Consider the following 24,464-nt stretch of genomic DNA (forward strand, 5'->3'; position numbering starts at 1 on the left):
ACTCGGTAGCAAAACACATAAGCTCGGACTGTGTTCGCATACACGTATGGACACCCAGCAGAAGACCCGCGTCAGGGAGGTAATGTCGACGCCACTGGAGACCATCGCGCCGTCCGCGAGCGTGAAGGAGGCCGCCCAGCGGATGCGCGAGAAGGACATCAGCGCCCTCGTCGTGACGACGGGGCCGCGGTCGATCATCACCAGTACGGACGTGCTCGACAGCGTCGCCCAGGGCCAGGATCCGACCGAAGCGGTGGTCAGCGACGTCATGACGGAGTCCGTCGAGACGGTGACGCCCGACCTGTACATGGAGGAGGTCGCGGCGATGATGACGATGTACGAAATCCAGCACCTGCCGGTCGTCGACGACGGCTACGTCGGGATGATCTCCTCGACCGACGTCACCGCACAGCTCTCCTGACTGCGGGGTTCGCTGCCCTCCGGCTCCGGTCCTGGACCTGCCCCGCTCTCGAACCGGTTCCCCCGCCTCTCCTGGCGCTTGCTTCCCGAAGGCATACGACCGAGGCCGCAGAAACAGCGTCCATGAAACTCTCGGAACTGACGGGACGCCTCGACGAGCGACTCGACACCGCGGCGTACGCCGACCTCGACGCCAGTCCGAACGGGCTCCAGGTCGGCCCGGAGTCGGGAACAGTCGAGCACGTCGCCGTCGCCGTCGACGCCGCCGTCGAGACCGTCGAGCGTGCGGCCGACGCCGGCGCGGACCTGCTCGTCACCCACCACGGGCTGATCTGGGGCGATATGGAGCGAGTCACCGGATCGAACTACCGCCGAATCGCGCCACTGGTCGACCACGATCTGCCGCTGTACGTCTCCCACCTCCCGCTCGACGGCCACCAGGAACTCGGTAACGCTGCAGGCGTGGCCGACGTGCTCAACCTCGGCAACCGGGAACCGTTCGGTTCGCTCGGGCCGGAGGTCATCGGCCAGCGCGGCACCGCCAGCGAGCCCTATGCCGTCGACGAACTCCGAAACTTGCTGGCCGACGAACTCGACACCGGCGACGGCGCGGTGCGGGCCCTCGACTTCGGGCCCGACGAGATCAGGGACGTCGCCATCGTCACCGGCAGCGGCGTCGACTGGCTCGGCGAGGCCGCCGACGCCGGCGTCGACGCGCTCGTCACCGGTGAGGGCAAGCAGAAGGCCTTCCACGAGGCCCGGGAAGCGGGCATCAACGTTGTGCTCGCCGGCCACTACGCGACGGAGACGTTCGGCGTTCAATCGCTCCAGTCCCTGGCCGAAGAGTGGGGCCTGGAGACGACGTTTATCGACTGTCCGACCGGGCTGTAGGGTCCGGTTCGATCTGTCGTCGGTCGGGCGGATTGTACTGCTACGTTTTGCACTCGTTCGAGCAGCGGTGGTGGGAGTGTGGCGGAGGCGACGCCGGATGACCGCCGGCGCGACGCACGCGGGCCGCCGATGCGACGGCGACCACCGCGCTCAATACGGTCGAGCATCGAGACGTGCGTGATGGACGCCGACGGCGCGCCGGAGTTCGACGAGATAGCCAGTCACGACGCCCTCGTCGACTGGTCGCGGGCCTACGCGCGCGAGGCCCGGCGGGAGTGGGTACTCGACGTCCGCCTGGACCTCGTCGAGTGGGAGGTGTCGACGCGGGCCCGGCGCCGCGCCGCCGCGGTCAAGCGCCCGCGCCTCGACGACGCGTCGGTCGGCGACTCTTACGACTGGGACGCGGTCGAGGGATCGGACGGCCGCCCGCTCCCCTGTACCGTCTCCCTCACCTGGGACGCCTTCGACGAGTTCTCGCGCGAGGAGTGGCAGTCCACCCTGCGCCACGAACTCGTCCACGTCGAACAGTACCAGCGCTTCGGCACGACCGGCCACGGCAAACAGTTCAAGCGACGGGCGGAGGAGATGGACACCGAAGTCCACTGTCGCACCTTCGCCGAGCCGAAGTGGACGTTCTACTGCGAGTCCTGCGACGAAGTGACGGCCCACCGCTATCGCGAGTGCAAACTCGTCCGGGAGTACGACCGCTACCGGTCGAACTGCTGTGAGGCGCCGCTCCGTCGGACGTCGCCCGGCGACTGACTGCGCTGGTTCCTGTCAGTTGCAGATAGTGGCCGCAGCGTCCCGAGAAAGAAAACGCGTCTGCTTCGCTCCGCCCCGAGCCGTTCAGGCGAAAGTCCCGGACGCGAGCAGCGACTCGAACACCTTCCGTTCAGCTTTCCGGCGATGCTGGTGGAACGTCGGCGGTGAAACGTCGAGCAACGACGCGACTTCTTCACCCGAGGCTTCACGGGGCCACTCGAAAAAGCCGGCGTGGAAGGCGGTTTCCAGTGCGGACCGCTGTCGCGGTGTGAGGTCAGACAGCACCTCCGGAACCGCGGGTTCGCCGTGGTCACGAATCGATAGCTGGCGGCGCTTCAGGAGGTTCGCATCGGGATACACCTCCCGCATGTTGTCGATTACCGCCCGAACGTCCCCGCTCGGTGGAAGGTGGGCCGTCAGGCGATAGTCGCCGTCCTCGATGACGGCTTCGGGAACGGAGCCGCCGAGCGAGGCGATGACGGACAGGAGCGGCGGTTCGGATGCCCGGAGTTCGAACACGGTCTCGACACCGTCGTCGCGGAAGGTGACGCTCTCGTAAAACGGAATCGCCTCGACCATCGCCGCCACGGTTTCGACACCGTCCGGCGTCGTCCGCCCGAAGAAAATGTAGTCGTCGTCGGAGATCGGCACCGTCTGTTCGAGGCGAATGGGTTCCGTCTCCGGAGCGTCGACGTCCAGTGACTCGAAGACGTTCTCGATCTGGAACTGCAGTTCGACGACTTCGTCGGTCAACAGCGCCCGTTTTCGGTCGACGGCGGCGATCGCGTGGCCGACGATCTTCCCGAGCTGGTCCACGACGTCGCGTTCTTTCCCTTCGAACGCGTTCGGGCGCTCGGCGTAGACGTTCAGGACTCCGTACGTCGTGTTCTCGTGGACGATCGGGATGGCCGCCGACGACCGGAAGCCGTACTCCTGGATCTTCCCGCGCCAGGGGTCGTATCGGCTGTCGGCACGGATGTCCTGGGTCGTCTGGGTCGTCCCCATCCGGAGCGCTCGGCCCGTCGGCCCCTCGCTCCGCTCGTCGTCCGGGTCGACCGCGATCGTGATGTCGTCGAGATACCCCTCGACGCCGGCTTCCGCCCGCAGATCCACCGTCTCCGTGGTAACGTCTCGATCGCCGATCCAGGCGAACAGGTACGAATCCGAGTCCGCGAGGCGTTCACAGACGATCGCTTCGATCTCTTCGCGGCTGGACTGGTCGATGACTGCCCCCGTAATCTCGCGAGCGACCCCGTTGAGTTCGTCGAGGGCGGCCAGGCGTTCCCGTTGCTGTACCAGTTCGATCTCGGCCGCTTTCCGCTCGGTGATATCGGTGATGGCGCCGGGGAAGGTGACGGGGTCGCCGTCGTCGCACTCGACGCGCCCCCGGGCGACGATCCAGCGGAGTTCGCCGTCGGCGTTCCTGACGCGATACTCCTCCTCGTACTCCCCGCAGGATTCGAGGGCGGCCTCGATGGACCGTTCGACCCGCTCGCGGTCGTCCTCGTGGATCGCTTCGACGAACCGATCGAGAGAGACGCCGTCACGGGCGGCGTCCCGGTCGACGCCGAACGTGTCGGCGAGCGACGGGCCCGCGACCATCTTGTCGTCCTGAACGTGCCACTCGAACGTGCCGACGGCGCCGGCCTCGGTCGCGGCTTCCAGTTGCGACTTGGCGTCTTCCAGATATCGCTCCCGTTCTTTGCGGTCGGTGACGTCCCGGGACATCGCAGTGACGGCGAAGACGTCGCCGTCGTCGTCGCGGACCGGGACGAAGTGGAACTCGTAGATCCTGCCGTCGATAGCTTCCTCGAACTTGCTGGCTTCGCCTTCGAGGGCGGCCTCGTAGCGCGGGACGACGACCGCTGCGACCTGGGGTGGGAGTCCCTCTCGGACCGGACTCCCCTCGAGTTCGTCTCTCGAGACGTCGGCGTCGCCCTCCGGCGTTCCCCCGAAGGTGACGTAGCGGAGGTCTTCGTCGACGAGCGCGACCGCGCCGGCCGGGAAGTTCTCGACTAACGTCTGGTTCCACCGTCGGTACTCCTCGAGCGTGCGTTCGCGTTCCACGCGCTCGGTCACGTCGCGAACGACGCCGATTCGCTCCGAGTCGCCGTCGGAGTCCATCACCGAGAACGTCGCCTCGCCGGTCCAGGTTTCCCCGTTCGGTCTGGTGAGTTCTGCCTCCAGCGACGCGGTCGTCCGGTCACCGTCCACCAGTTCCGACTCGAAATCCGACGCTCGCTCGAGCGTCTCCTCGTCGACGATGGTCGACACGTGTTCGCCGACGAGTTCCGCCCGTCCGTACCCGGTCATCGACAGGTACGCGTCGTTGACCTGCGTGAAGAAGCCGTCCTCGTCCACGACGTAGATTCCGTCCCGCATCGTCTCGACGATCGCCTCGTAGCGCTGGAGTTCACGTTCGCGCTTCTTCCGCTCGCTCACGTCACGGAAGTAGACCGATAGCCCCTCCTCGGAGGGATACACGTGGTTTTCGAACCACGTGTCGATGGGCTCGTAGAGCTCCTCGAACGTGGCGGACTGCTGTGTCTCGAGGGCCGTCTCGAAGGCGGCCGCCGCTTTCGGTCCCCGTTCGAACGCGTCCCAGATGTACGTCCCCCGTAGTTCGGCGGGCGTCCGCTCCAGGAACTCGCCCGCCCGCTCGTTGACGTACGTGAACCGGAGGTCGTCGTCGAGCGCGAAGAACCCGTCGTCGACGCGCTCGAAGACGGTTTCGAGTTCGCTCTCGAGGTCGTCGCGCTGGCGTTCGAGTCGCTGGGCCTGTGATTTGAGCCGCGTGACGTCCTCACCGGTGGTGACGACGCGTTCTATCGCTCCGTCGGCATCGAACACCGGCGCCGCGTTCACGGACAGCCACCGGTGCCTCCCGTCCGGGAGTTCGACCTTCGCTTCCCAGTCGAAGACGGGTTCGCCACTCTCTAACACCCGGGCGGCAGGATGCTCCTCGGGCGCAACGACGTTCCCGTCTGCGTCGTAGACCGTCCGCTGGCTGGGTGAATACGACTCGGCCTCGTCGTCCGGTATGTCGAGGACGTCCTTCGCACGTTCGTTGATTCGGACGTGATCGCCGTCGCTGTCGAGGACTACGATACCCACCGGACTCGTGTCGAGGATCCGGTCCGTGAGGTCTCGCTCGCGTCGCAGCTGTCGCTCCTGCTCCCGGCGGTCTGTCATGTCGCGGATGACCTTCGCGTATCCGTCGAGAGCCCCGTCGTCGTCTCGGATCGCCGTGAGCGTGACGTTCGCCCAGAATCGCGATCCGTCGGCGCGAACGCGCCACCCTTCGGCTTCGATCCTCCCCTCCCTGGTCGCTTTCGCCAGGTTGTCGGCCGGGACGCCCGCAGCGCGGTCCTCGTCGGTGTAGAACGTCCTAATGTGCTCGCCGACGATCTCGTCGGCGTCGTACCCCTCGATGCGTGCCGCGCCGGGATTCCACGTCTGCACGCGGCCGTCGGGGTCGAGCAGGAAGATGGCGTACTCATCGACCGCGTCGACCAGTGATTCGAACTGATTGCGGTCGGTCCGGTGGGCGTTCTCCTCCCGTTTGCGGTCGGTCACGTCGTAGTAGAGTTCGACCCGGCCGCCGGCGTATGCACCCGAGTCGATCGGCTCGCTCAGGTGTTCGAGCCATCGCTCGTCGCGTCCGTCACCAGGAGTCACGTGACACTCGAAGCGTTCGGTGGACGTGTTGTCGTCGTACGTCGACAGGACGGTGTCGGCAAACGTCGACGAATCCTCGACGACGGATGCGATGGACTCGTCGACGAGTCTCCGTTTGTCCCGGCCGAGCACCCGCTCGCGTTCGAAGCCGAAGTACCGTTCGGTGGCCTCGTTGATCCACGCAACCTCGAACTCCGAGTCGAGGACGAACACACCGACTTCGGCGTCGTCGAGGACGTCGTCGATCAGGGACTCGGCTGCCCCCTCCCAGTCGGGCGTGGCGGCGTCGCGGTCCTGGCGCGGTCGCCACCAGACGCGTCCGTTACCGCCGACTTTCTTGGTATCGAGTCGGCCTTCGTCGACGAGACGCTCCAGACGCTCGTACGTGCTCCGTCGGCCGAGGTCGAGGCGTTCTGCTACCTCGGTCGTCGTCCGTGGGGCTCCGGCTTCCTCGAAGAGCGCGAGGGTTTCCCGAAGCGCTTGCGTCAACGCGCTACTGGCCATTACCGTATGCTCTCGTGGCTTGTCCCTATCAACCCTCCGCCGATGGAGGGTGTCTGTCCAGTAAACGTGGCCGAACGTGCCAGGTATTTCGGATCGAAGGGTTCGGAAAGAAACCGAAGTGGTACGCGTCTGAGTCGGGCGTGATCCCGGCACCTACCTAATCACTTATGCTCTGGCGTTACGGGTGACGGGCTCCGAATGGGAGGTATACCGGCCGAAGCCGGCTGGAGAGGAGAGCGCAACTATGAGACAGTGTACACAGCGAGGGACGAGCGCTTGCGAGAGAGTCGATCATTTGAGTGACAGCGAGTACCACCAGATACTCTCGTCAGATCGGCGGAGAACGACGCTCGAGGTGCTCGCCGAACGGACGACCCCGATCGATGTCGAGGCCCTGGCGGCGGCGGTCGCCACTCGAGAAAACGACGCGGACGACGTCCCCGACGCGGTCGTCACGCAGGTCGCGTCCACACTCCACCACATTCACCTTCCGAAGATGGCCCGTTTCGGTGTGGTGGAGTACGACGCGAACGCAGCCCGCGTCGATGGCCATCCGTGAAACCGCGGCCGACCGAACACTGGCGGTAGCTCGGGCCGTCTGGTTCGCGATCGGTCTGCCGGACGGGAGTGAACTCTCTCCCGGATTGCTGACGAAGCGAAACCGGGGAGAGAACGCGAGAGACTCACGATGCATACGGCCTCAAGATCTCGCGCATCGCAATTGACAGGCTTCGGTCAGTTCACTCGCTGAGCGATACGTGCGCCGCCGCTACTGCCCAGAGACCACGGGTCGGTAGGTCGGTTCGCGACGCGTTCTGCGTCGCCTGGCTGTGCCGACTAGCGCTCTGCTATCCAGAGCACCATCGACAGCGCCGCGGCGGTCCCGAGCGACGCCGCGAGCAGTCCGAACGCGACCCGGAACCCGACCGACTCCGAGAGGTAGCCGACGACGGCCGGAGAGACGGCGCCGGCACCCATCAGCAGCGTCCGGACGACGCCGAAGCTCCCGCCGCTGATGGCGTCGGGGATGACCGCCATCAGGTAGGCGCCCCTGACCGGCCGGTAGCCGTGGGCGCCCAGACCGAGGGCGACGACGGCCGCGCCGAGGACCAGTGGACCGCCGGTCGCCGAGAGCGCCAGAATCGCGACCATGCCCGCCGTCGCGACGCTGATGGTGAGGACGATGACCGGGAGCGTCCCCACCCGGTCGCTCACCTCGCCGGTCACCAGCTGGATCAGGCTGACGACGAACAGCGCGCTGAACAGCAGGTTCGAGAGCGCCACCGAGAGGGCCGTCTCGCTGGCCAGATACAGCGGCAGGAAGGCGACCGCACCGTTGTAGGCGAACGAGAAGAGGAGTGTCACCGCGACGAAGGCGCTGAACCGCGGTTTCCGGAACAGCGAGACGTACGTCCGGAAGGACGTGGTTTCGGAGCCGTCGTCGTCCGCTGGCCTCGCTGTCGCCTCCGAACCGGTCGCGTATCGCTCGTCCCCGGTCGCGTCGGGGGAGAGATACCGCGGGACCCGAACGGCGACGGCGACCGCCAGCCCCGCGCTCGCGAGCCCGCCCGCGAGGAACAGCGTCCGCCAGGGCGCCCCGAGGATCGGCGGGAGTGCGGCGACGACCACCACCGCCGCCGGCGCCGCGACGCCGCCGAACGTCCCGAACGTGTCGAACACGCCGAGCACGCGGCCCGTCTGGGCCGGATAGGTCCGCGACAGGAGGCGCACGCCGACGGTCTTGTAGGCGCCCGTCCCCGCCCCGATCAGGAGCATCCCGCCAGCAAGCACTGCGAAGGGCGAGTCGACGACCAGCACCAGCGCGCCCGCGGCGGTGACCAGCGACCCACCGACCAGAACCCGTACAGATCCCCGCCGGTCGGCCAGCAGCCCGGAGGGGAACTGGGCCGCCGCGTAGACCAGCATGAACCCGGTGAACGCCGTCCCGAGCACCGTCCGCGAGACGCCGTAGGTCTCCCCGAGGGTACCGAACAGCGGCGGGAACGCGTAGCGCAGGAACTTCCCGAGGAACCAGACGAGCGCGGCCAGGACGAGCGGCTCGAACCCACCGGCCCTGGAGCGTATCGCCGCTAGCATGCTGGAGTCGCGTCCGGCATGTGGGCTCGTTGATACCGCTCTCGCTGCACCACTCTGTGTTGCGACTGACTCACTTGCGTTGTCGAATGACACCCGCTCACGCTGATATAGCTCCCGATATCGAACACCGTGGACTTCCATGAGACCAGATCAGGGTGATATGTTCGAGTTCTGGCCACAATTGAAGGCAGCAAGACGTCGAAAGCCCTCGGCACGCTCGCGGTCGCTCAGCGGGATACCCTCACGTCCGTTCGGGTAGTGCCCGCTGAGCGACTGCCCTTCGGCGCGAGCCTGCCTCGCCCTTTCAGTCCTCCAGGGACAGGGTTGCTCGCGCGGCTTCACTTCGTTCAGCACGCGCTCGCGAATGTCTCCACCACCCCTCCCCGGATTCGCGCCGTCCGGCACGAATCACGCTTCCTGACCGCTCCGCAACCGCTTGGCCGGGAGCGAGTAGCCGAGCGAAAGCGAGGCTCTCGCGACAAGGGGAAGGGCAGGGCTGCGGTGCCTGGTGGACTGAAAGGGCGAGGCGTGGTCCGGGAACCCGGGCGCAGCAAGCACCGGAGCGAAGCGAGGAGCGCAGCAAGCTCCGGGACCGGAGCGCGCCGAGGGCTTTCTGGTTGTTGCTGTTGGGATCCGTTTCACTAGCTGAACTGAGAACCACCCACTCGTTACACAGTCGGATGAACCAACCGAGTCAAGATGAGAACCACGTCGTTGAAATCGCTCCCGGGGCGAGTACGAGTATGACCGACGACCACGAGGAGGAGACGCCGCGGGAGACGTTCCACCACGACCCGATCGGGCACGCGCAGGTGAGCGGCGGCATGACTGTGGGCGAACTCGCCGACGAGTACGGGAAGGCGGGAATCGGCGCCGCAAACCTGCACGAGGCCGTCGACATCACGGCCGAGATGTTCGACGACGACGTGACGACGTTCCTCGGCCTCGCGGGGGCGATGGTGCCCACCGGGATGCGTCAGATCGTCGCGGACCTCATCGCCGACGGGCACGTCGACGTGCTCGTGACCACGGGGGCGAACCTGACCCACGACGCCATCGAGGCCATCGGTGGCAAGCACCACCACGGCGCGGTCCACGAGGCGGGCAAGACCGAGCGGGAACACGACGAGCGACTGCGCGACGAGGGCGTCGACCGCATCTACAACGTCTACCTGCCCCAGGAGCACTTCGCGCTGTTCGAGAACCACCTCCGGAGCGAGGTCTTCCCGGCCCTCCAGGCGGAGTCCCAGGACGAGGGCGCGGTCTCCATCCAGCGGCTCACCGAGGAACTCGGGCGGGCAAACGCGGATGTCAACGACGCCGAGGACGTCGACGAACACCAGGGCGTCGCCGCGACGGCGTACGAACACGACGTCCCGATTCACTGCCCGGCGGTCCAGGACTCGGTGCTGGGCATCCAGGCGTGGATGCAGTCCCAGGTCACCGACTTCACGCTCGACGCACTGGCGGACATGACGCCGCTGTCCGATATCGCGGCCGAGGCCGAGCAGACGGGCGCGTTCGTCGTCGGCGGCGGCGTCCCGAAGAACTACGTCCTCCAGACGATGCTCGTCTCCCCGGACGCCTACGACTACGCCGTCCAGTTGACGATGGACACGCCCCAGACTGGCGGGCTCTCCGGTGCGACGCTGGAAGAGGCCCGGTCGTGGGGGAAACTGGAGAAGGCAGCCCGCAACGCATCCGTCTACGCCGACGCGACCATCACGCTGCCGCTTGTCGTCGCGGCAGCGAGAGAGAGGGTCGGCGCCGAGTGAGCGGGCCTGAGCACAGCGAAGGGCCGCGGTCGACGAACGGCCGACGAATCCGCGAGCGGGGAACAACCTGACCCGTGAGCGAGTCGAATCGCAGGGATAGATCAGCGGTTGCTGATAGTCCGTCCTCAGAGCATGCCGCGGTCGTCGCTGCCGTCTCCCAGTTTTTCCCGGAGCACGTCGACCGCGCCGTAACGAACGGCCAGCGAACCGGCGACCAGAACGACGCCGGCCACCGAGAGCACGATAGCGACGTCACCGACCGTCCCGATAACGCGCTCGGCGATGCCGACCAGCACGTCCATCGCCTGCTGCTGTTCGGCGGGGGCGTCGGTGGCCATCGACTGGAGCCGTGACCGGGCGAGTTCGACGCCGACGACCGTCGGCACGCCGGCGGCCAGCAAGCTGAGGCCGGTGTCCGAGGCGACGGCGGCGACGGAGCGCCGGAGGGCGTAGAGCAGGCCGACGAGTGAGAGCCCGACGACGGGGAGGACGAACGCGAGTCGGTCGAGCCACTGGACGCCGGTGCGGGCCTGTTCGAAGCCCTGCTCGCCCGCGCCGCTCACGTTCTCGGTCAGGTCCACGCGGTCGGGCATCTCGGCGGCCAGCCGCGAATCGGCTTCCGCGGCCGCGACGCCGGCGAGTTCGGCCCGGTCTTCCGACAGGTTCGATTGGAAGGACTGGTAGGACTCGTTCGTCGTGAGGCCGTGGACGACGCTGTTCTGGATCGACGCGGTGGCGGCCTCTAGCTCCGTCTCGGCCTCGGCGGGGTCGGTCGTCCCCTGCTCGCGGACGATGACGATCTGGTCCTCGACGGCGTCGTCGATGTCGTCGCCGCGCTCGCGCTCGATGTAGTCCCGGAGCGCGACACGGATTTCGGGTTCCCGCTCGGCGACCATCCGTTCTTTCTCTGCCTCGGTGTAGTCGCGGGGGTCGTAGTCCTCGACGACGAGGCCGAGCAGTTCGTCGTTGCTCGCCCGCTCGAAGCCCCGGTCGACCGCCTCGTCGAGGACGCGCTCGCGGACCGTTTCCCTGAACTCGGCCTTCGTGGCCTCGTAACTGCTCTCGTTGGCGGTCAGGCGCTCCAGCGTCGAGGCGTTGATGGGGCCGTCGAGTTCGGCGTCGCTCTGGCGGAGAAGGTCCGCGAGCGAGGCGTTCCGGAGTTCGCGCTCGACGCCCGCCGAGAGGTTCTCCCGGATCGGCCCGGTCGCGACGGAGAGGTTCAGGTCCTCTCGTTCGCCGTGGAGATAGGCGTAGGCCCGGTCGACGTTGGCGTCGGTCTGGGCGGCGACGTACTCTTCCGAGACGGCGTCGGCCAGCAGTTCGCTGGTGTTGACGGGCCCGGTCGCACTGGCCGGCGCGGCGCCCAGGGCCGCGTCCTCGACGGCGGTCTCGACGAAGGCGTAGCCACCCTCTTCCTCCATGCTGGTCGTGACGAACGCTGGGTCCAGCACGGTGAGGTGGGCCGCGGCGACGACGTTGGCCGTCACCAGCGTGGTGGTGAGCAGGAGCGCGACGAGGACGACGGCGAGTCTGCGCGCCAGGCTCACGACGACACCTCGCCGGGCCGGGGCTGTCGGACGCGCGATCTGTCGGTCGGTGAAGTGCTCAGAGTCACAGACGGCATACGGATTTGCTATCACTCACGTACCGGCCGACTTAGCCTTGACGCCCAACTATCAGCGGAGAGAACGGTGCGTCGGCCGCGGGACTGCCGCCAGCGCGGGGCGTCTGGCGTGCGTGTGTCACTCTCAGGCGCTCCCGGTCGCTTTGACAGCGTTTAAGCCCGCGATCCCCCGAGAGGTGCCAATGAGTTTCGACATCGGACTCGTCGGCAAGCCCTCTGTCGGCAAGTCCACGCTGTTCAACGCCGCCACGATGAACGACGTCCCGGAGGGGGCCTATCCCTTCACGACCATCGACCCGAGCGTCGGCGAGGCGTACGTCCGCGTCGACTGCGCCGCCCCGGAGTTCGACCACGAGTGCACGCCCAACACGGGCTACTGCGACGAGGGGGTCCGGTTCGTCCCGGTCCGCCTCGTCGACGTCGCCGGCCTGGTCCCCGGCGCCCACGAGGGGCGCGGCCTGGGTAACCAGTTCCTCACTGACCTGAACGAGGCCGACGTGCTCGTCCACGTCGTCGACTTCTCCGGCACGACGGACATCGAGGGCGAGGCCACCGAGGGCCACGACCCGCGCGAGGACGTCGACTTCCTGGAGAACGAACTCGACATGTGGTACCTCGACGTCCTGGAGAAGGGGATCGAGCGCTACCGCTCGGGGTACGAGGGCGAGGAGAAGGCCATCGAGGAAGACCTCGCGACGCAGATGAGCGCCTTCCGGACGAACGAAGACGAGATCAAGCAGGTCATCCTCTCGCTCGACCTGGCACTCGACCCCGACGAGTGGGACGACGAGGACAAGGAAGCGCTCGCCCGGGAGATCCGCAAGCGCACCAAGCCGATGGTCGTCGCGGCCAACAAGATGGACACCCCGGAAGCGAAGGCGAACTACCAGGAGATCACCAGCGACCCGGAGTACGACCACCTCTCCATCGTCCCGGTGAGCGCCCACGCGGAGAAGGCGCTCAAGAACGGCGACGAGCAGGGCGTCCTCGACTACCGGCCGGGGGACGACGACTTCGAGGTGACGGCCGATATCCCCGAGGAGAAGGCCGCCGGCCTCGAACAGGTCCGCGAGTTCGTCGACGAGTTCGACGGCACCGGCGTCCAGGAAGTCATCGAGACGGCGCTGTTCGACGAACTCGACGCCATCGCCGTCTTCCCCGGCGCGCGAAAACCGAAAGACGACGGTACCTTCCTCCAGGACTGCTTCGTCCTCGAGGGCGGGTCGACCGCAGAGGACTTCGCGTACTTCCTCCACACCGACATCGGCGACGGGTTCCTCCACGCCCACGACGTCCGGTCGCGGCGGCAGGTGGCCGCCGACGCGGTGCTCGACCACCGCGACGTGGTCGAGATCACGACGACGAACTGATAGTGGTGGTTGTAAGCACGTACCGGCGTTCGACGTGGCCAATGCCGGCGAACGCCGGTACAAAGTTACAACCACCACTATGACCCAGCCCGTGACAGGCCCTGATCCGGCCGAAACACCAATTTCGAAACGTTCGAAAACCGGCCGTAGACCGCTTCTACATACGATTAACTCGATTCCGAGTCCGCAGAGATTTATGGGGTCCGAGCGACAAGGTATCGGTGATGCCGCAGATATCGGTGTCCGACAGCCTGTACCGACAGATCGAAGACGCGACCGACGGCCAGGACACGGAGGAAGCGATGTGGCAGATGCTCCACCTCTTCCAGCGCGGTAACAACCCCTCGGAGTGAGCGCCGCTCCGCGGTGACGTCGTCGCCCCTGCGTTCCCGTCGAGTCCCTTTCTCGCGTCGTCGCGACCCCCGATACTGAGACGTATCGCGCGCCGCCGCATCGACCGAGCGTCCGCTCGACCGACGGTCCAGTCGCACAAGTGACCCCGGTATTTTTGTCCGCTCGACCGAATCGGGCCGCCATGGGAGTCGCCGTGTTGGGTGCGATCAGTCTCGTCCTCGTCGCGGCGCCGGTCGTCGCCCTCTACTGGCTGCTCGACCGGCGGTACAACGGCAGGAAGACAGCCGCCCCCTACCGGGCGTTTCGTGCCTGCTACGCCGTCGGTGGGGCGACTCTCGTCGCAGCCACGGTCGCCGTCCCCCTCTCGATCCGCGGCGCTCTCGGGACCGGGCCGTCCCTCTTCGCGCCACTGCTCCACGTCGTCGACTGGCTTCTCCTCTTCGGGCTGGGATTCCTTGTCGTCGTCCTCGTCGCCTACGGGGTCGCCGCACGGCGGTCCTGACCGACCGCGAGTTTAAATCCGATGGCGACGAATCCGTTCGTAGCCCATGTCGTCGGAGCCGTCCTTTGCCATCCCGGCCCATCCGGAACGCCACTTCCCCAGGCGCGGGGCGCTCGAGTACGAGGGCGAGACCGTCTTCCGCCTGACGCCGGAGAGTGACCTCACCGGGCCCGACCTGGAGTCGCTCGTCGAGACGGTCCTCGCCGACGGCCCCTACCGGGCGGGCGACTTCTTGGAGTTGCCGATGGCGCTGTGGCTCGTCCGTGACGACGAGACGGCCGACGTGTTCCGCGTCTCTATTCGCGATGGCTCTGTCCGGTTGCACGTGCTCCCGGCGACGGAGTCGGCCGGCCTGCGCCGGTTCTACGACCGACTGGCCGCCAGCACCGACTGCGACTGGCGCGTCCGCTGTCGGACTGACCTGGCCTGAGAGACGGCCAGCCCCCTCTCTCCGCCCGGCAGTTTATCAGTAAAGACGGGACCAGCGGTGCGTATGCCCTGAGAAAGCACCGCGAAGCGGTCCGCGGGTGTGCGACGACCCGCTTCGCGTCCGCCGGAAGACTCACTTCGTTCGTCTTCCGAGCCCTGTGTCGTTTCACTCCACAGGACGCAGTCAGTCGCCTGTTCGCTATCGATCCGGCTAGCCGCTACTCGCGTTCCCCATCGCCAGATCCGTCCGCCGCCCTGGGCGCCGACGTCGGGGTCCGAACCTCTCGCTCGACGACGGACCGGTTTGGGAGGTCCGGGTCCGGTTCGCGACCCAGCGTGAGGAGCCGTTCGGTGAGGGTGAGTTCCTCGGCGCCGGGGCTCGGCTTGGCGATCTCCTCGTACTCGACGGCCACGCCCTCCGGTTCGGCCGCGATACGGACGGCACAGAGCTGGTAGGACGGGTAGAAGACCGGCGGGAGGACGCCGATGATGCCGTCGCGGCGGTGGAGTCGCTTCAGCCACGTCCCGGTGTTGACCAGCAGGCGTCCGTCGACGGTCTGGACGTTCGGTCGGTGGGTGTGCCCGTAACAGTACACGGCGGTCTCCGGGCGCTCGTCGGCGATGTCGCGGACCCGCTCCGCGTAGGGTGCCTCGGCGTCGACGGTCAGCGCCGTCTCGAAGACGCCGAAGCGCTGGATGGTCTTGCGGGCGTCCCGCCGGATGAGATACAGGGGGATGCCGACGAGCACCAGCAGCCCCGCGACGGCCACGTTGACCGAGAGCAGGAACCAGAGGGCGGTGCCGGCCATCCCGAACTGGCCGAGGAACGCCTCGGCCTGGTCGACCGGCATCGACCAGACGCCAGCCAGGTCGAGTCCCGCCAGCACCGCCAGCAACGCGCTGATATTGAACAGGAGCAGGAACGGCACCAGCGCGTACCGCAGGAACGGGTTCATCTCGCGGTAGAAGTACTTCGAGAGCAGCCAGGCGGGCATCCGCTCGGTCGGCGTGACGGCCTGGACGTCCTTCAGCCAGTTGTACCGGCCGCGGTCGGAGAGCTGGCCGGCCCTGCTCGTCACCAGCGTGTTGTAGTAGTACCCCAGCGGTGTCGCGTGGGGACTGCCCCAGTCTTCGATCTCGTTGTTGGGGTCCTGCTGGTGGCCGTGTTCGAAGTGGATGACCTGGTCACCGACGGGCCGGGTCATCGACTGGGCCTGCACGAGGTCCACGTTGTACGCGGCGAACCGCTCGACGTACTCGTCGTAGGCGGCCAGTTCGTGGTCGTGGTTGCCAGGGAGCAACGTGATGGGGATCGACTCGCCGGTGGCGCGGAGCTGGTCGAACAGCTCGGGGTACCGGTCGACGAGGACGTCGAACTTCGCCGGGCCGTCGATGGCGGTGAACTCCCAGAGCCCGAACGCGTCGCCGTTGACGATCAGTTCGGCGTTCTCGTCGGTCGTCTCGAGACGCTCCAGCAACTCCAGCAACTCCTCGAGGAACTCGACGTGTTCGAGTTGCTCGTCGCCGCCGATGTGCAGGTCGCTGATGACGTAGTACACCGGCTCCTCGCCGTCGCCGCCGTCGGCCATTGCGTCCGAAGTCTGGGCCATTCGTGAAAGCTGTTGGTCCCAACTGTTTGGGGCCGTATACGGATCGGTCGGCGTTCGCGCGGATAGATGTGACGGCACGACGCCGACGTCTCGGCGGCGATCCAGCCAAAGCGTCTCGACCCGGCGGCGCTTCCCGCTCCAAAACGGTCTTGACGCCGCTCCCCTACTTTCCCACCATGACCGTCTCTCGTGAGATCGAACTGGAAGGCCACATCATCGACTCGGGGATGATGCAGGCCGCCTTCGGTATCGTCATGGACATGGGCGGCTCCTTCTCCGTCGAGGAGTTCGACATCGGCCGCCACAAGACCGAGTCCTCCTACGCGCGACTCCTCGTCGAGGCCGACGACGAGGAACAGCTCCAGTCCATCGTCCACGAACTCCATCAGAACGGCGCGAACCCGGCCGATCCCAAGGACGCCAAACTGACGCCCGCACCGGGCGACCAGATCGTCCCGACCGGCTTCTACTCGACGACGAACCACCCGACGTTCATCCGCTACGAGGGCGAATGGGTCGAAGTCGAGAAGGTGGAGATGGACTGCGCCGTCGTCGTGGAAGATGGGGAGAATCCCACCGCGTACACCAAGGTCCTCAACGCCGTCGAGGAGGGCGACCTGATCGTCACCGGCGAGACCGGCATCAAGGTCGAACCGCCCGAGCGCCCCCGCGACAAGGAGGGCGCCTTCGGCTTCATGCAGGGCGGCGTCTCTTCGGAGCGCCCGTCGGTCTCGACCATCCACCAGATCGCCGACGCTATCGAGGAGACCAAACAGGAGGGCGGCAAGGTCCTGGCCGTCTGCGGCCCGGCGCTCGTCCACTCCGGCGCGCGCGAGGACCTGGCCCGTCTCGTCGACGAGGGCTTCGTCGACATGCTCTCCGCGGGCAACGGCTTCGCCGTCCACGACCTCGAACGCGACCTCTACGGCACCTCGCTCGGGATGGACACCGAGAGCCTCGACCACCCTCGCAAGGGCCACAAACACCACATCTACACCATCTCGGAGATCATCCGCGCCGGCGGCATCGAACCCGCCGTCGACGACGGCCTCATCGAGTCCGGCGTGATGTACGAGTGCGTCACCAACGACGTTCCCTTCGTGCTGGCCGGGTCCATCCGCGACGACGGCCCGCTCCCGGACACCATCACCGACGCCGTCGAGGCCCAGGACGCCATCCGCGAACAGGCTCACGAGGCCGACATGGTGCTCATGCTGTCGACGCTGCTGCACTCTGTCGCCGTGGGGAACTGTCTCCCCTCGACGACCCGCGTCGTCTGCGTCGACATCAATCCGGCGACGGTGACCCAGCTGCTGGACCGCGGGAGCGCCCAGGCCGTTGGGATGGTCACCGACATCGGGACGTTCGTGCCGATTCTGGCAGAGAGTCTGCTGGTCGAGGACTAGTTTCCGAGTGGGCTGCTGATTCAGGTCGTTGCGGTGGTCGGCGTGATTCGCCGTCCAGTACTGATGTGTAGTGAGTGGCTGATTCTTGATTGAGTCAGTGAAACGAACACTGACAGCAAGAACCAGAAAGCCCTCACGGCTCTCGACCGCTCCGGGGCTCGCTGCGCTCCAGTGGGTGCTTGTTCCGGAAGACTCGCTTCGCTCGTCTTCCGACGTTCGCCTCGTTTCACTCGGCTCACCTTCACCCGGGAGGGTCGAGAACCACTCGCCCTTTCATAGTGGTAGATGTAAGCCCTTACCGGCGTTCGACGGCACCGGCCACGTCGAACGCCGGTAAAAAGTTACAACTACCACTATCAGTCCACCAGGGTCAGCACAGCACCGCAGCCCTGCCCTCCCCCTGGTCGGCCGACGAGACGGCCTCCCGGCCGACCGCCGGGCGGTTGCGGGGCGGTCAGGACGCGTGATTCGCGGCGGACGCCGCGAATTCGGGGAGGAGTGGGAGTCACTCGCGAGCGCCTCCGTGCGCGAGCGGTGCTGATTCCTGGTGTCCTGGCGAGCGAAGCGAGCCAGGGCTCAGGAGAGCTTGCTCTCCTGGTGGACTGAAAGGGCGAGGTGCGGTCGACTCGTGCGAACCCGCAAGCACGCGAGGAACGAGCGCGCACAGCGGGTTCGCACGAGTCGAGCGCGCCGAGGGCTTTCGGGTTGTTGTCCTCGATTACGCTGACAACTCGAATTCCCCAAATAGCTCACTACACACACTCTATTGACTATCCGTGTCAGAACCAGAATTGCGCACGCGGAACCGGTATCCGGAACTCACATCGTTCCTGGCAGATACAAGCCGGTCCGGTATGCACGTCGCGACCTAACCCCGAAGCGACTCATGGCGAACCTGACAGGGAACTCGATGAAGAAGCTGAGCATCGCGACGACGGTTCTCGACGCGGCGATGGCGTTCCGGCGGGGCAACACCCGTCGCGGAGCGACGCTGCTCGGTGCGGCGGCGCTGTCGACGAAGGCACCGGGTCTGGGGACCGTCGCCTCCGTCGCGGTCCGGGTGTACGAGCGACTCCGGTGAACGGGCGGTCCGAGAATGCAGTTCGAACGTCCTTTCTTCAGACGCCCTCGACGCCGGAGCGGTACTCCGTGACGTGCTCGTGGGCGTCGGCTATCGTCTCGGCGTCGTCGTCGCCGGCGGTCCCCTCCAGGTCGTTGAGCGCGTTCTCGATGCGGGCGAGGCGGCCGTGGTCCGGGCCGCGCTCGGCCTCTGCGAGGTTCGATAGCTGGTCCGAGAGACTCGCCAGGCGTTCGGCGTCGTCCTCGTCGTCGGTGCTGTCGGCGGCCGATGCGAGCAGGTCGCTCGCTGTCGCGAGTTCGTCGCGCGTCATGTGCCCGGCTACACACGATCGTCGCAAAACAGTTCGGGTATCGGCTGTGGGTCGCGGGCGGTGTCGGCAGGGGTGCGGTTCGTGCGGCTCAGAACCCGAACGCGCGCCTGTACTGGACCGGCCCTTCTATCTCGTCGGTCGCGTCGAGCTGCTCGGCGGCGTGCAGCGCAAAGTAGGGGTCGCGCAGGTGTTCTCGACCCACGATGGCCAGGTCCGCGCGGCCGTTGGCAACGACGGCCTCGGCCTGTTCCGGCGTCGTGATGCCGCCGACGGCGCCGACGGCGATATCGGACTCGCTCTCCTCGCGGGCCCGTTCGGCGAGTCGGAGCTGGTAGTTCGGACCGGCGTACTCGGGGAACGAGTCGGGGACGATGCCGCCGCTGCTCACGTCGATCAGGTCGGCGCCCACGTCGTGTAGTCGGTCGGCGAGGCGGACCGACTGGTCGACGGTCCAGGAGTCGCGCTCGTCGAGCCAGTCGGTCGCGGAGATGCGGACGAAGACGGGCTTCTCGTCGGGCCAGACCTCACGGACGGCGGCGGTGACTTCCCGAGCGAGGCGGGAACGTCCCTCGAAGTCGCCCCCGTAGTCGTCCTCTCGGTGGTTGGTCACGGGCGAGAGGAACTCGTGGAGGAGGTAGCCGTGGGCGGCGTGCACTTCGGCTACTTCGAAGCCGGCGTCGAGGGCCCGCTCGGCCGCGGCGCGGAAGGAGTCGACGACCGATTCGACGTCCTCCTGGTCCATCGCTCGCGTGGCTGGCGGTTCGTCCTCGTAGGGCCAGGGGTTCCCGCTCGGTGACAGGACGTCCCAGCCGCCCTCGTCGGGGTCGACCGGTTCGCTGTCCTCCCACGGGCGGGTCTTCGACGCCTTCCGGCCGGCGTGGGCCAGCTGGATGGCCGGGACGCTCCCCTGCTCACGGATGAAGTCGGTCGTGTCCGCCAGTGCGCCGGCGTGGTCGTCGCTCCAGATGCCCAGGTCCTCCGGCGTGATGCGACCACGCGGTTCGACTGCCGTCGCCTCGCTCATCACGAGCCCGGCGCCGCCGACGGCGCGGGACCCGAGGTGAGTCCGGTGCCAGTCCGTTGCGAGGCCGTCCCGATCTTCGCAGGAGTACTGGCACATCGGGGAGACCATCACGCGGTTCGGGATCGTCGTCTCGCGCAGTTCCAGCGGCGAGAAGAGTGCTGTCATCGGTTGCCGTTGACGATACCGGGGGAAGTCCCTGACGGCCCGTACGGTATTCGCCGGTGGTTCATAGTGGTGGTTGTAAGCCCGTACCGGGTTCGACGTGGCCGGTACCGTCGAACGCCGACGGACTTGCGCTGCTCGTCCGTCGAGCCCACGCTCACTCCGTTCGCGTGGACGCCCGTAAAAAGTTACAACCACCACTATCAGACGAGCCCCGACGGCGTCGAATTTCCACTGAACCGTGCGTCTTCGGGGCGCCCAACACCCGACCGACACTCTTATTAAATGCGGCAACAGAGTTATTAACGAATGGGTAGTATGCAGTGGTTCGATACTAACGACTCGTCCGGGCGCGTCTCCACGCTCGGGGTCGTCGGCACCGTCCTGCTCGTCGCGCTCTCGGCGTTCGCGGTCAGCGGTGGGGCCGAGAAAGTACTGGTCATCGGATGGGTCGCCTTCGTCGCGATGGTACTCGGTGCGTGGCTCGGCGCCCGCGCGAACGAGACCAATCCATACCGGCTCGTCTGGGGTTACGGACTCGCGAGCGGTGCGATGATCACCAGCGCGGCGATGTTCCTGGTCCCGCAGGCCATCGGCATCGGGACGGCCGCGGGCGCACCGCAGCTCGGCGGTATCGGCATCGCCGCGGGCGTCGCCGTCGGCTACAGCTCCCACACGATCGGCCACCGACTCACGCACCTCGACGTCTCCTTCGACGTCTCGACGGCGGAAATCGCCGCCCACGCCCTCTCGGCGGGGCTCATCATCGGCCTGGTCTACGGTTCGATGCCGACACTCGGCCTGTTGCTCGGCCTCGCTATCGTCTCGCACAAGGGCCCCGCGGGCTACGCCGCCGCCCGTCGACTCTCCCGCCGCGGCAAGTCCGCGACGGCGCTGCTGTTGCCCGCCGCCGGCGTCGGCATCACGGCGATTCCGACGGCCGTCCTCCCCATGCCCGAGGCACCGGCCATCAACGCCGTCGTCTTCGGCTTCGCCGCCGGCATCTTCCTCCACGTCGCGATGGACTTCCTCCCCAACTGCGAGGCCGGCAGCGAGATCGACGAGGTCTGCTCGCTCCACGAGCACTCCCACGACCTGCTCGACGAGTTGCGGACCCACGCCGTGGGCTCGACCGCGCTGGGCGCTCTCGTCGTGATCGTGGCCTGGGTCCTGCTGTACTGACCCCGGTCGGACGGGGAGACGACACCGCCTGTTTCCGGACCGGTCAGCTCGTTCACCCGTCGAGTTCCACCTCGAGCGTGTCGCCCCCGTCGGCGTCGTCGAGGTGGTAGGTGACACTCGCCGACCCGTCGCCATCTTCGGTCACCGTGTACTCCATCCAGTCGTCGGCGACCGTCAGCGTCTCCGTCTCGCCGGCCCCGACCAGCCCCGTGACGCGCGCGACGGGCGTGTAGGCGATCATCGGGCCGACTCGATTGAGTGCGCCGAGGTAGCGCCCCTCGTGGTCGCTCTCGTTCGTCACTGCGATCTCGACCGTCCGTTCGGTCGCCCCATCTGTCGCGTCCTCCAGGGACAGCGACGCGTTCATCGTCGGTCGCGGCGCCGAAAGCTGTCCAACCAGGGACTCGTCGGCGTCCCACCCGCCGCCGGGCCACTGGAGTCGGGGCGCGTCGGCTGCTGGGTCGTCGGGCAACTCGAACAGGAGCAAGCCACGGTCGCGTCCTCCCTCGTACCACTGGTCCTCGCCCCAGTCCGTCCGATAGAACTCTTCGAGGACCGTCGGCCGCACCTCGCTCTCCCCGTCGGTCCACGCGAACGTGTCCCGGTCGAGTGGGCCGTCCTCGACGGCCACGTCGGCCACGACGTACCGCGTGTCCGTCTTCATCACGCCGATCGAATCGGGCGAGCTGGGGACGACGTACCCCCACTGGTGGACGACCGACGACACGGTCACGGACGCCGCGGCGTCCGTCTCCGTCGGCGATTCGGACGGCGTCCCGTCTCGGGGCGATTGCTCCGTCGGGAGGTCGCCTGTATCGTTCAGGGAGTCGATGCAACCGGCGAGCGCCGCGAGCGAACCGCCGACGCTCGCGAGGAGGGCGCGTCGTCGCATGGCAGTACTCGCCGGTGGGACCGGTAAATGTCTTCAGGTCGCTGAAAATTCGACTAGTTGTACCCCCGCCAGCGGTGGCCGCACTCCTTGCACTTGAAGAATCTCGTCGGTGGCTCGTCGGCCGAACCCGTTTGCTTGATCTCGTACCAGGCCTCGCCGTGGCCGCAGTCGTCGCAGGTGACGTCCTTGGCCGTCGGCTTCCCCTCGAAGTTGGCGCCCTCCTCCGTCTCGATGAGTTCGTCGCCGGACTGGGCCTCGGTGCTGACGAACGCGTCGGCCTTCTCCTGATCCTTGGCGACCTCCGCGCCGCAGGACTTGCAGACCATCACGTCGCCGTCCGCGTGCATCATCGATCCGCAGTCGTCGCAGAACTGCATTGATGAGAGGGATTAGTTCGTCGTCCCTGTTATACTCTCGGCTCTGGAGGCGAAGACGGTTAGCGCGCTGATTCAATTGCGTTCGCCACCAGGAAAGGAAAGCCCCCGGACGCTCGTCGGCTGCTACTCGCTGCGGTCCTCAGTTCACTCCGTTCACCTGCGGTCCTTGCTTCGTCTCGCTCGACGAGCGACCGGCCCCTTTCAGTCCCATCCGGTGGTTCATCCGATGGGCGGGAATGAAAGGGGCGGCCCGGTAGCCGAACCCCGACGAAGCAAGGACCGGAGTGACCGGAGGGAACGAGGACCACAGCGAGTCGCGGGAGGCTACCGGGCCGGGGATTTCGGGCTGTTGTTACTACTCTTGGGTGCGTCGATGATGCGCCTCATTGCTTTGACTCCCAGTCCTCATCCACTTCGTTCGAGTTCGTCGCGCTCGGCGACGACAGGGCAGTCCAGCAGGCGGACGGTGTCCATGTCGAGGAACTCGATGATCTCGGCGGTGTGGTGGCCACAGGAGACGTCCGGCGGCGGGGAGAAGTGCTCGCAGCCCTCGCAAAAGCGGTGTTTCGAGACGTCGCTGTAGCGGCCCTCGTCGGGCACCGACGGCTCGGCGTCGTCGCTGGCTTCGTCGTCGTCCTCCGCGGTGATCGACTCCCAGACCTGGTCCGGGTCGACGGCGCCCGCGTCGACGTGCTCGAACACGTTGCCGGCACCCTCGAACGCGCTCTCCGACGGGGTGGCGACGTTGGCGAAGGGGTCGCTCGTCTCCTCGAAGGTGTCCGCCGTGTCCTCGAAGGTGTCCGCCGTGTCCTCGAACGAGTCGTCGCCCGTCGCGGAACCGCCCTCGCCCGTAGTTTCGCCGCGGCGGTCTTCGCCCGGCGGCACCCAGGGGTCGTCGACGGGAGCGTCCGGAGTTCCGTCGTCCGCGGGGACGTCGTCGTCGAGTCGCTCGAAGGGGTCGCCGTCGCGGTCGGCGGGGTACCCCAGTCGGTCGAACGGGTCACCGGCATCGGCAGAATCCTCCCCCTCGGACGGGTCGTCGGTCATTCGTCGTGGCCCTCGCCGGCTTCGAGCTGTGCGGCCGGGACCAGTCGGGCCTTCTTGCGCAGGATGCCACCGGCCGGGCGGACGTCCGAGACGGTCGCCTGGCAGTGGGGGCACTCCGGCTCGTTCAGCAGCGCGACGTGGACGGCCTCGCCGCAGCGCTCGCACGTCGCGGTCGAGACGCCCTCCTGTGCCGCGGCGCGTCGGATGCGGTCGACGGCCTTCTCGTGGGCGTCCCGGCCGGCAGTCTCCTCCTTCAGGTCGCTAACGACCCAGGCGACGCGGTTGAGTTTCTCCGCCGCGTCGTCGACGCGGTCGGTCAGCTCACCGGCCGCGTCCGCCTGCGCCTCGATCCCGTCCTCGACGTCGTCGAGGCGGTCGTCGACGTCCTCGCGGAGTCTCGCCAGGTCGGTCGCGAGTTCGTTCACCCGGGCGTCGAGGGCGTCGACGGCCGCGAGTTCGTCGTGCGTGTGGGCCTTCGGCGCCTTCGCGTCGGTCTCCTGCTTGACCTGAACGACGCGCTCGCGCACGTCGTCGATTTTCGCCTGGAACTCCGCGTCCAGGTCGTCGAGTCGCTCGTCGAGTCGGTCGTCAAGCCGGTCGTCGAGTGCGGCCTCGACGTGGGATTCGACCACGTCGTCGAGCCGGGACTCGACCTGTTGCTCGACGGCCTCGGCGACGGCGCTCTCCACGTCGACGAAGTCGTCTGCGTCCAGATCCAGCAACTCCGTCGCGTCGAGGTCGCCGTCGAGCGTCGCGGCGGCGTGGTAGGAAGCGAGGATCTGGGCCACGAGCTGGTCGCGGTCCAGCCCGAGCCTCGCGGCCTGCTCGTCGAGCCACTCGTCGAGTTCGTCGGGAACGTCGACGCCGACGACGGGGTCCTCTCGCGACTCGCTCGCCATTACAAGCTGGATTCGGCAGCTACTAGGTAAGGGTTTGGGGCCGATTTCAACTCACGATATCCCCGTCG

Annotated in this window: 22 protein-coding genes; 12 read left to right on the forward strand and 10 right to left on the reverse strand. The window is 67.1% G+C overall.

Annotated elements, in window-relative coordinates; genetic code table 11:
- The first annotated feature begins 46 nt into the window (after positions 1–46).
- The 3 genes from AC5FRV_RS11250 (at position 47) to AC5FRV_RS11260 (ending at position 2,073) form a co-directional block, all read left to right on the forward strand.
- Positions 47–421: a CBS domain-containing protein gene (locus AC5FRV_RS11250; RefSeq protein ID WP_493561187.1), complete on the forward strand. Its 375-nt coding sequence runs from the start codon at positions 47–49 to the stop codon at positions 419–421.
- Between the two features lie 122 nt (positions 422–543).
- The gene (locus AC5FRV_RS11255; RefSeq protein ID WP_493561188.1) at positions 544–1,311 is read left to right on the forward strand and encodes a Nif3-like dinuclear metal center hexameric protein; all 768 of its coding nucleotides are present in this window, start codon (positions 544–546) and stop codon (positions 1,309–1,311) included.
- 180 nt (positions 1,312–1,491) lie between these two features.
- The gene (locus AC5FRV_RS11260) at positions 1,492–2,073 is read left to right on the forward strand and encodes a SprT-like domain-containing protein (RefSeq protein WP_493561189.1); all 582 of its coding nucleotides are present in this window, start codon (positions 1,492–1,494) and stop codon (positions 2,071–2,073) included.
- Between the two features lie 84 nt (positions 2,074–2,157).
- On the opposite strand, the gene AC5FRV_RS11265 is transcribed toward AC5FRV_RS11260, so the two are convergent.
- A complete protein-coding gene (locus AC5FRV_RS11265; protein ID WP_493561190.1) occupies positions 2,158–6,255 on the reverse strand; it encodes a PAS domain S-box protein in 4,098 nt (1,365 codons plus the stop codon).
- A 244-nt stretch (positions 6,256–6,499) separates the two neighbouring features.
- On the opposite strand from AC5FRV_RS11265, the gene AC5FRV_RS11270 reads away from it, so the two are divergent.
- The gene (locus tag AC5FRV_RS11270) at positions 6,500–6,814 is read left to right on the forward strand and encodes a DUF7344 domain-containing protein (protein WP_493561272.1); all 315 of its coding nucleotides are present in this window, start codon (positions 6,500–6,502) and stop codon (positions 6,812–6,814) included.
- 278 nt (positions 6,815–7,092) lie between these two features.
- Here AC5FRV_RS11270 and AC5FRV_RS11275 read toward each other — a convergent pair whose 3' ends face one another.
- Complete coding sequence (locus AC5FRV_RS11275) at positions 7,093–8,352, reverse strand: MFS transporter (RefSeq protein WP_493561191.1); 1,260 nt, start codon at positions 8,350–8,352, stop codon at positions 7,093–7,095.
- Between the two features lie 743 nt (positions 8,353–9,095).
- Between AC5FRV_RS11275 and AC5FRV_RS11280 the strand changes: the two genes are divergently transcribed.
- On the forward strand, positions 9,096–10,127 hold the full coding sequence (locus tag AC5FRV_RS11280) for a deoxyhypusine synthase (RefSeq protein ID WP_493561192.1): 1,032 nt from the start codon (positions 9,096–9,098) through the stop codon (positions 10,125–10,127).
- Between the two features lie 125 nt (positions 10,128–10,252).
- Here the strand turns inward: AC5FRV_RS11280 and AC5FRV_RS11285 are convergent, their stop codons facing one another.
- Entirely contained in the window at positions 10,253–11,674 is a 1,422-nt protein-coding gene (locus AC5FRV_RS11285; RefSeq protein ID WP_493561193.1) for a hypothetical protein, read from the reverse strand.
- Between the two features lie 259 nt (positions 11,675–11,933).
- On the opposite strand from AC5FRV_RS11285, the gene AC5FRV_RS11290 reads away from it, so the two are divergent.
- The 4 genes from AC5FRV_RS11290 (at position 11,934) to AC5FRV_RS11305 (ending at position 14,407) form a co-directional block, all read left to right on the forward strand.
- Complete coding sequence (locus AC5FRV_RS11290) at positions 11,934–13,121, forward strand: redox-regulated ATPase YchF (protein WP_493561194.1); 1,188 nt, start codon at positions 11,934–11,936, stop codon at positions 13,119–13,121.
- A 224-nt stretch (positions 13,122–13,345) separates the two neighbouring features.
- Positions 13,346–13,474 (forward strand): DUF8556 family small protein, encoded by a 129-nt coding sequence (locus tag AC5FRV_RS11295; RefSeq protein ID WP_089814588.1) that lies wholly within the window; start codon positions 13,346–13,348, stop codon positions 13,472–13,474.
- 182 nt (positions 13,475–13,656) lie between these two features.
- A complete protein-coding gene (locus AC5FRV_RS11300; RefSeq protein WP_493561195.1) occupies positions 13,657–13,977 on the forward strand; it encodes a hypothetical protein in 321 nt (106 codons plus the stop codon).
- A 46-nt stretch (positions 13,978–14,023) separates the two neighbouring features.
- Positions 14,024–14,407 carry a hypothetical protein gene (locus AC5FRV_RS11305; RefSeq protein WP_493561196.1) on the forward strand — a complete coding sequence of 128 codons (384 nt, stop codon included), beginning with the start codon at positions 14,024–14,026 and terminating at the stop codon, positions 14,405–14,407.
- 217 nt (positions 14,408–14,624) lie between these two features.
- On the opposite strand, the gene AC5FRV_RS11310 is transcribed toward AC5FRV_RS11305, so the two are convergent.
- Positions 14,625–15,995 carry a metallophosphoesterase gene (locus AC5FRV_RS11310; RefSeq protein WP_493561197.1) on the reverse strand — a complete coding sequence of 457 codons (1,371 nt, stop codon included), beginning with the start codon at positions 15,993–15,995 and terminating at the stop codon, positions 14,625–14,627.
- A 197-nt stretch (positions 15,996–16,192) separates the two neighbouring features.
- Here AC5FRV_RS11310 and AC5FRV_RS11315 point away from each other — a divergent pair, with 197 nt between their 5' ends.
- Positions 16,193–17,422: an ornithine cyclodeaminase, nickel-pincer nucleotide-dependent gene (locus AC5FRV_RS11315; protein WP_493561198.1), complete on the forward strand. Its 1,230-nt coding sequence runs from the start codon at positions 16,193–16,195 to the stop codon at positions 17,420–17,422.
- Positions 17,423–18,308: 886 nt separating this feature from the next.
- Positions 18,309–18,503 (forward strand): hypothetical protein, encoded by a 195-nt coding sequence (locus AC5FRV_RS11320; RefSeq protein WP_493561199.1) that lies wholly within the window; start codon positions 18,309–18,311, stop codon positions 18,501–18,503.
- Between the two features lie 37 nt (positions 18,504–18,540).
- Here the strand turns inward: AC5FRV_RS11320 and AC5FRV_RS11325 are convergent, their stop codons facing one another.
- On the reverse strand, positions 18,541–18,813 hold the full coding sequence (locus tag AC5FRV_RS11325) for a DUF7553 family protein (protein ID WP_493561200.1): 273 nt from the start codon (positions 18,811–18,813) through the stop codon (positions 18,541–18,543).
- Between the two features lie 88 nt (positions 18,814–18,901).
- Positions 18,902–20,002 carry an NADH:flavin oxidoreductase/NADH oxidase gene (locus AC5FRV_RS11330; RefSeq protein WP_493561201.1) on the reverse strand — a complete coding sequence of 367 codons (1,101 nt, stop codon included), beginning with the start codon at positions 20,000–20,002 and terminating at the stop codon, positions 18,902–18,904.
- Positions 20,003–20,308: 306 nt separating this feature from the next.
- On the opposite strand from AC5FRV_RS11330, the gene AC5FRV_RS11335 reads away from it, so the two are divergent.
- Positions 20,309–21,181, forward strand: coding sequence for a ZIP family metal transporter (locus AC5FRV_RS11335; RefSeq protein WP_493561202.1), 873 nt, complete (start codon positions 20,309–20,311; stop codon positions 21,179–21,181).
- Positions 21,182–21,233: 52 nt separating this feature from the next.
- Here AC5FRV_RS11335 and AC5FRV_RS11340 read toward each other — a convergent pair whose 3' ends face one another.
- From AC5FRV_RS11340 to AC5FRV_RS11355, 4 genes are all read right to left on the reverse strand, one after another.
- Entirely contained in the window at positions 21,234–22,073 is an 840-nt protein-coding gene (locus tag AC5FRV_RS11340; RefSeq protein ID WP_493561203.1) for a hypothetical protein, read from the reverse strand.
- A gap of 53 nt (positions 22,074–22,126) precedes the next feature.
- The gene (locus tag AC5FRV_RS11345; RefSeq protein ID WP_089814610.1) at positions 22,127–22,450 is read right to left on the reverse strand and encodes a transcription factor S; all 324 of its coding nucleotides are present in this window, start codon (positions 22,448–22,450) and stop codon (positions 22,127–22,129) included.
- Between the two features lie 405 nt (positions 22,451–22,855).
- Complete coding sequence (locus tag AC5FRV_RS11350; RefSeq protein WP_493561204.1) at positions 22,856–23,497, reverse strand: DUF8135 domain-containing protein; 642 nt, start codon at positions 23,495–23,497, stop codon at positions 22,856–22,858.
- Positions 23,494–24,396, reverse strand: a complete 903-nt coding sequence (locus AC5FRV_RS11355) for a hypothetical protein (protein ID WP_493561205.1) — start codon at positions 24,394–24,396, stop codon at positions 23,494–23,496. The genes AC5FRV_RS11350 and AC5FRV_RS11355 overlap by 4 nt, the downstream gene beginning before the upstream one ends.
- Positions 24,397–24,464: the final 68 nt, after the last annotated feature.

The organism is Halomicrobium sp. HArcel3 (genome assembly GCF_058933135.1).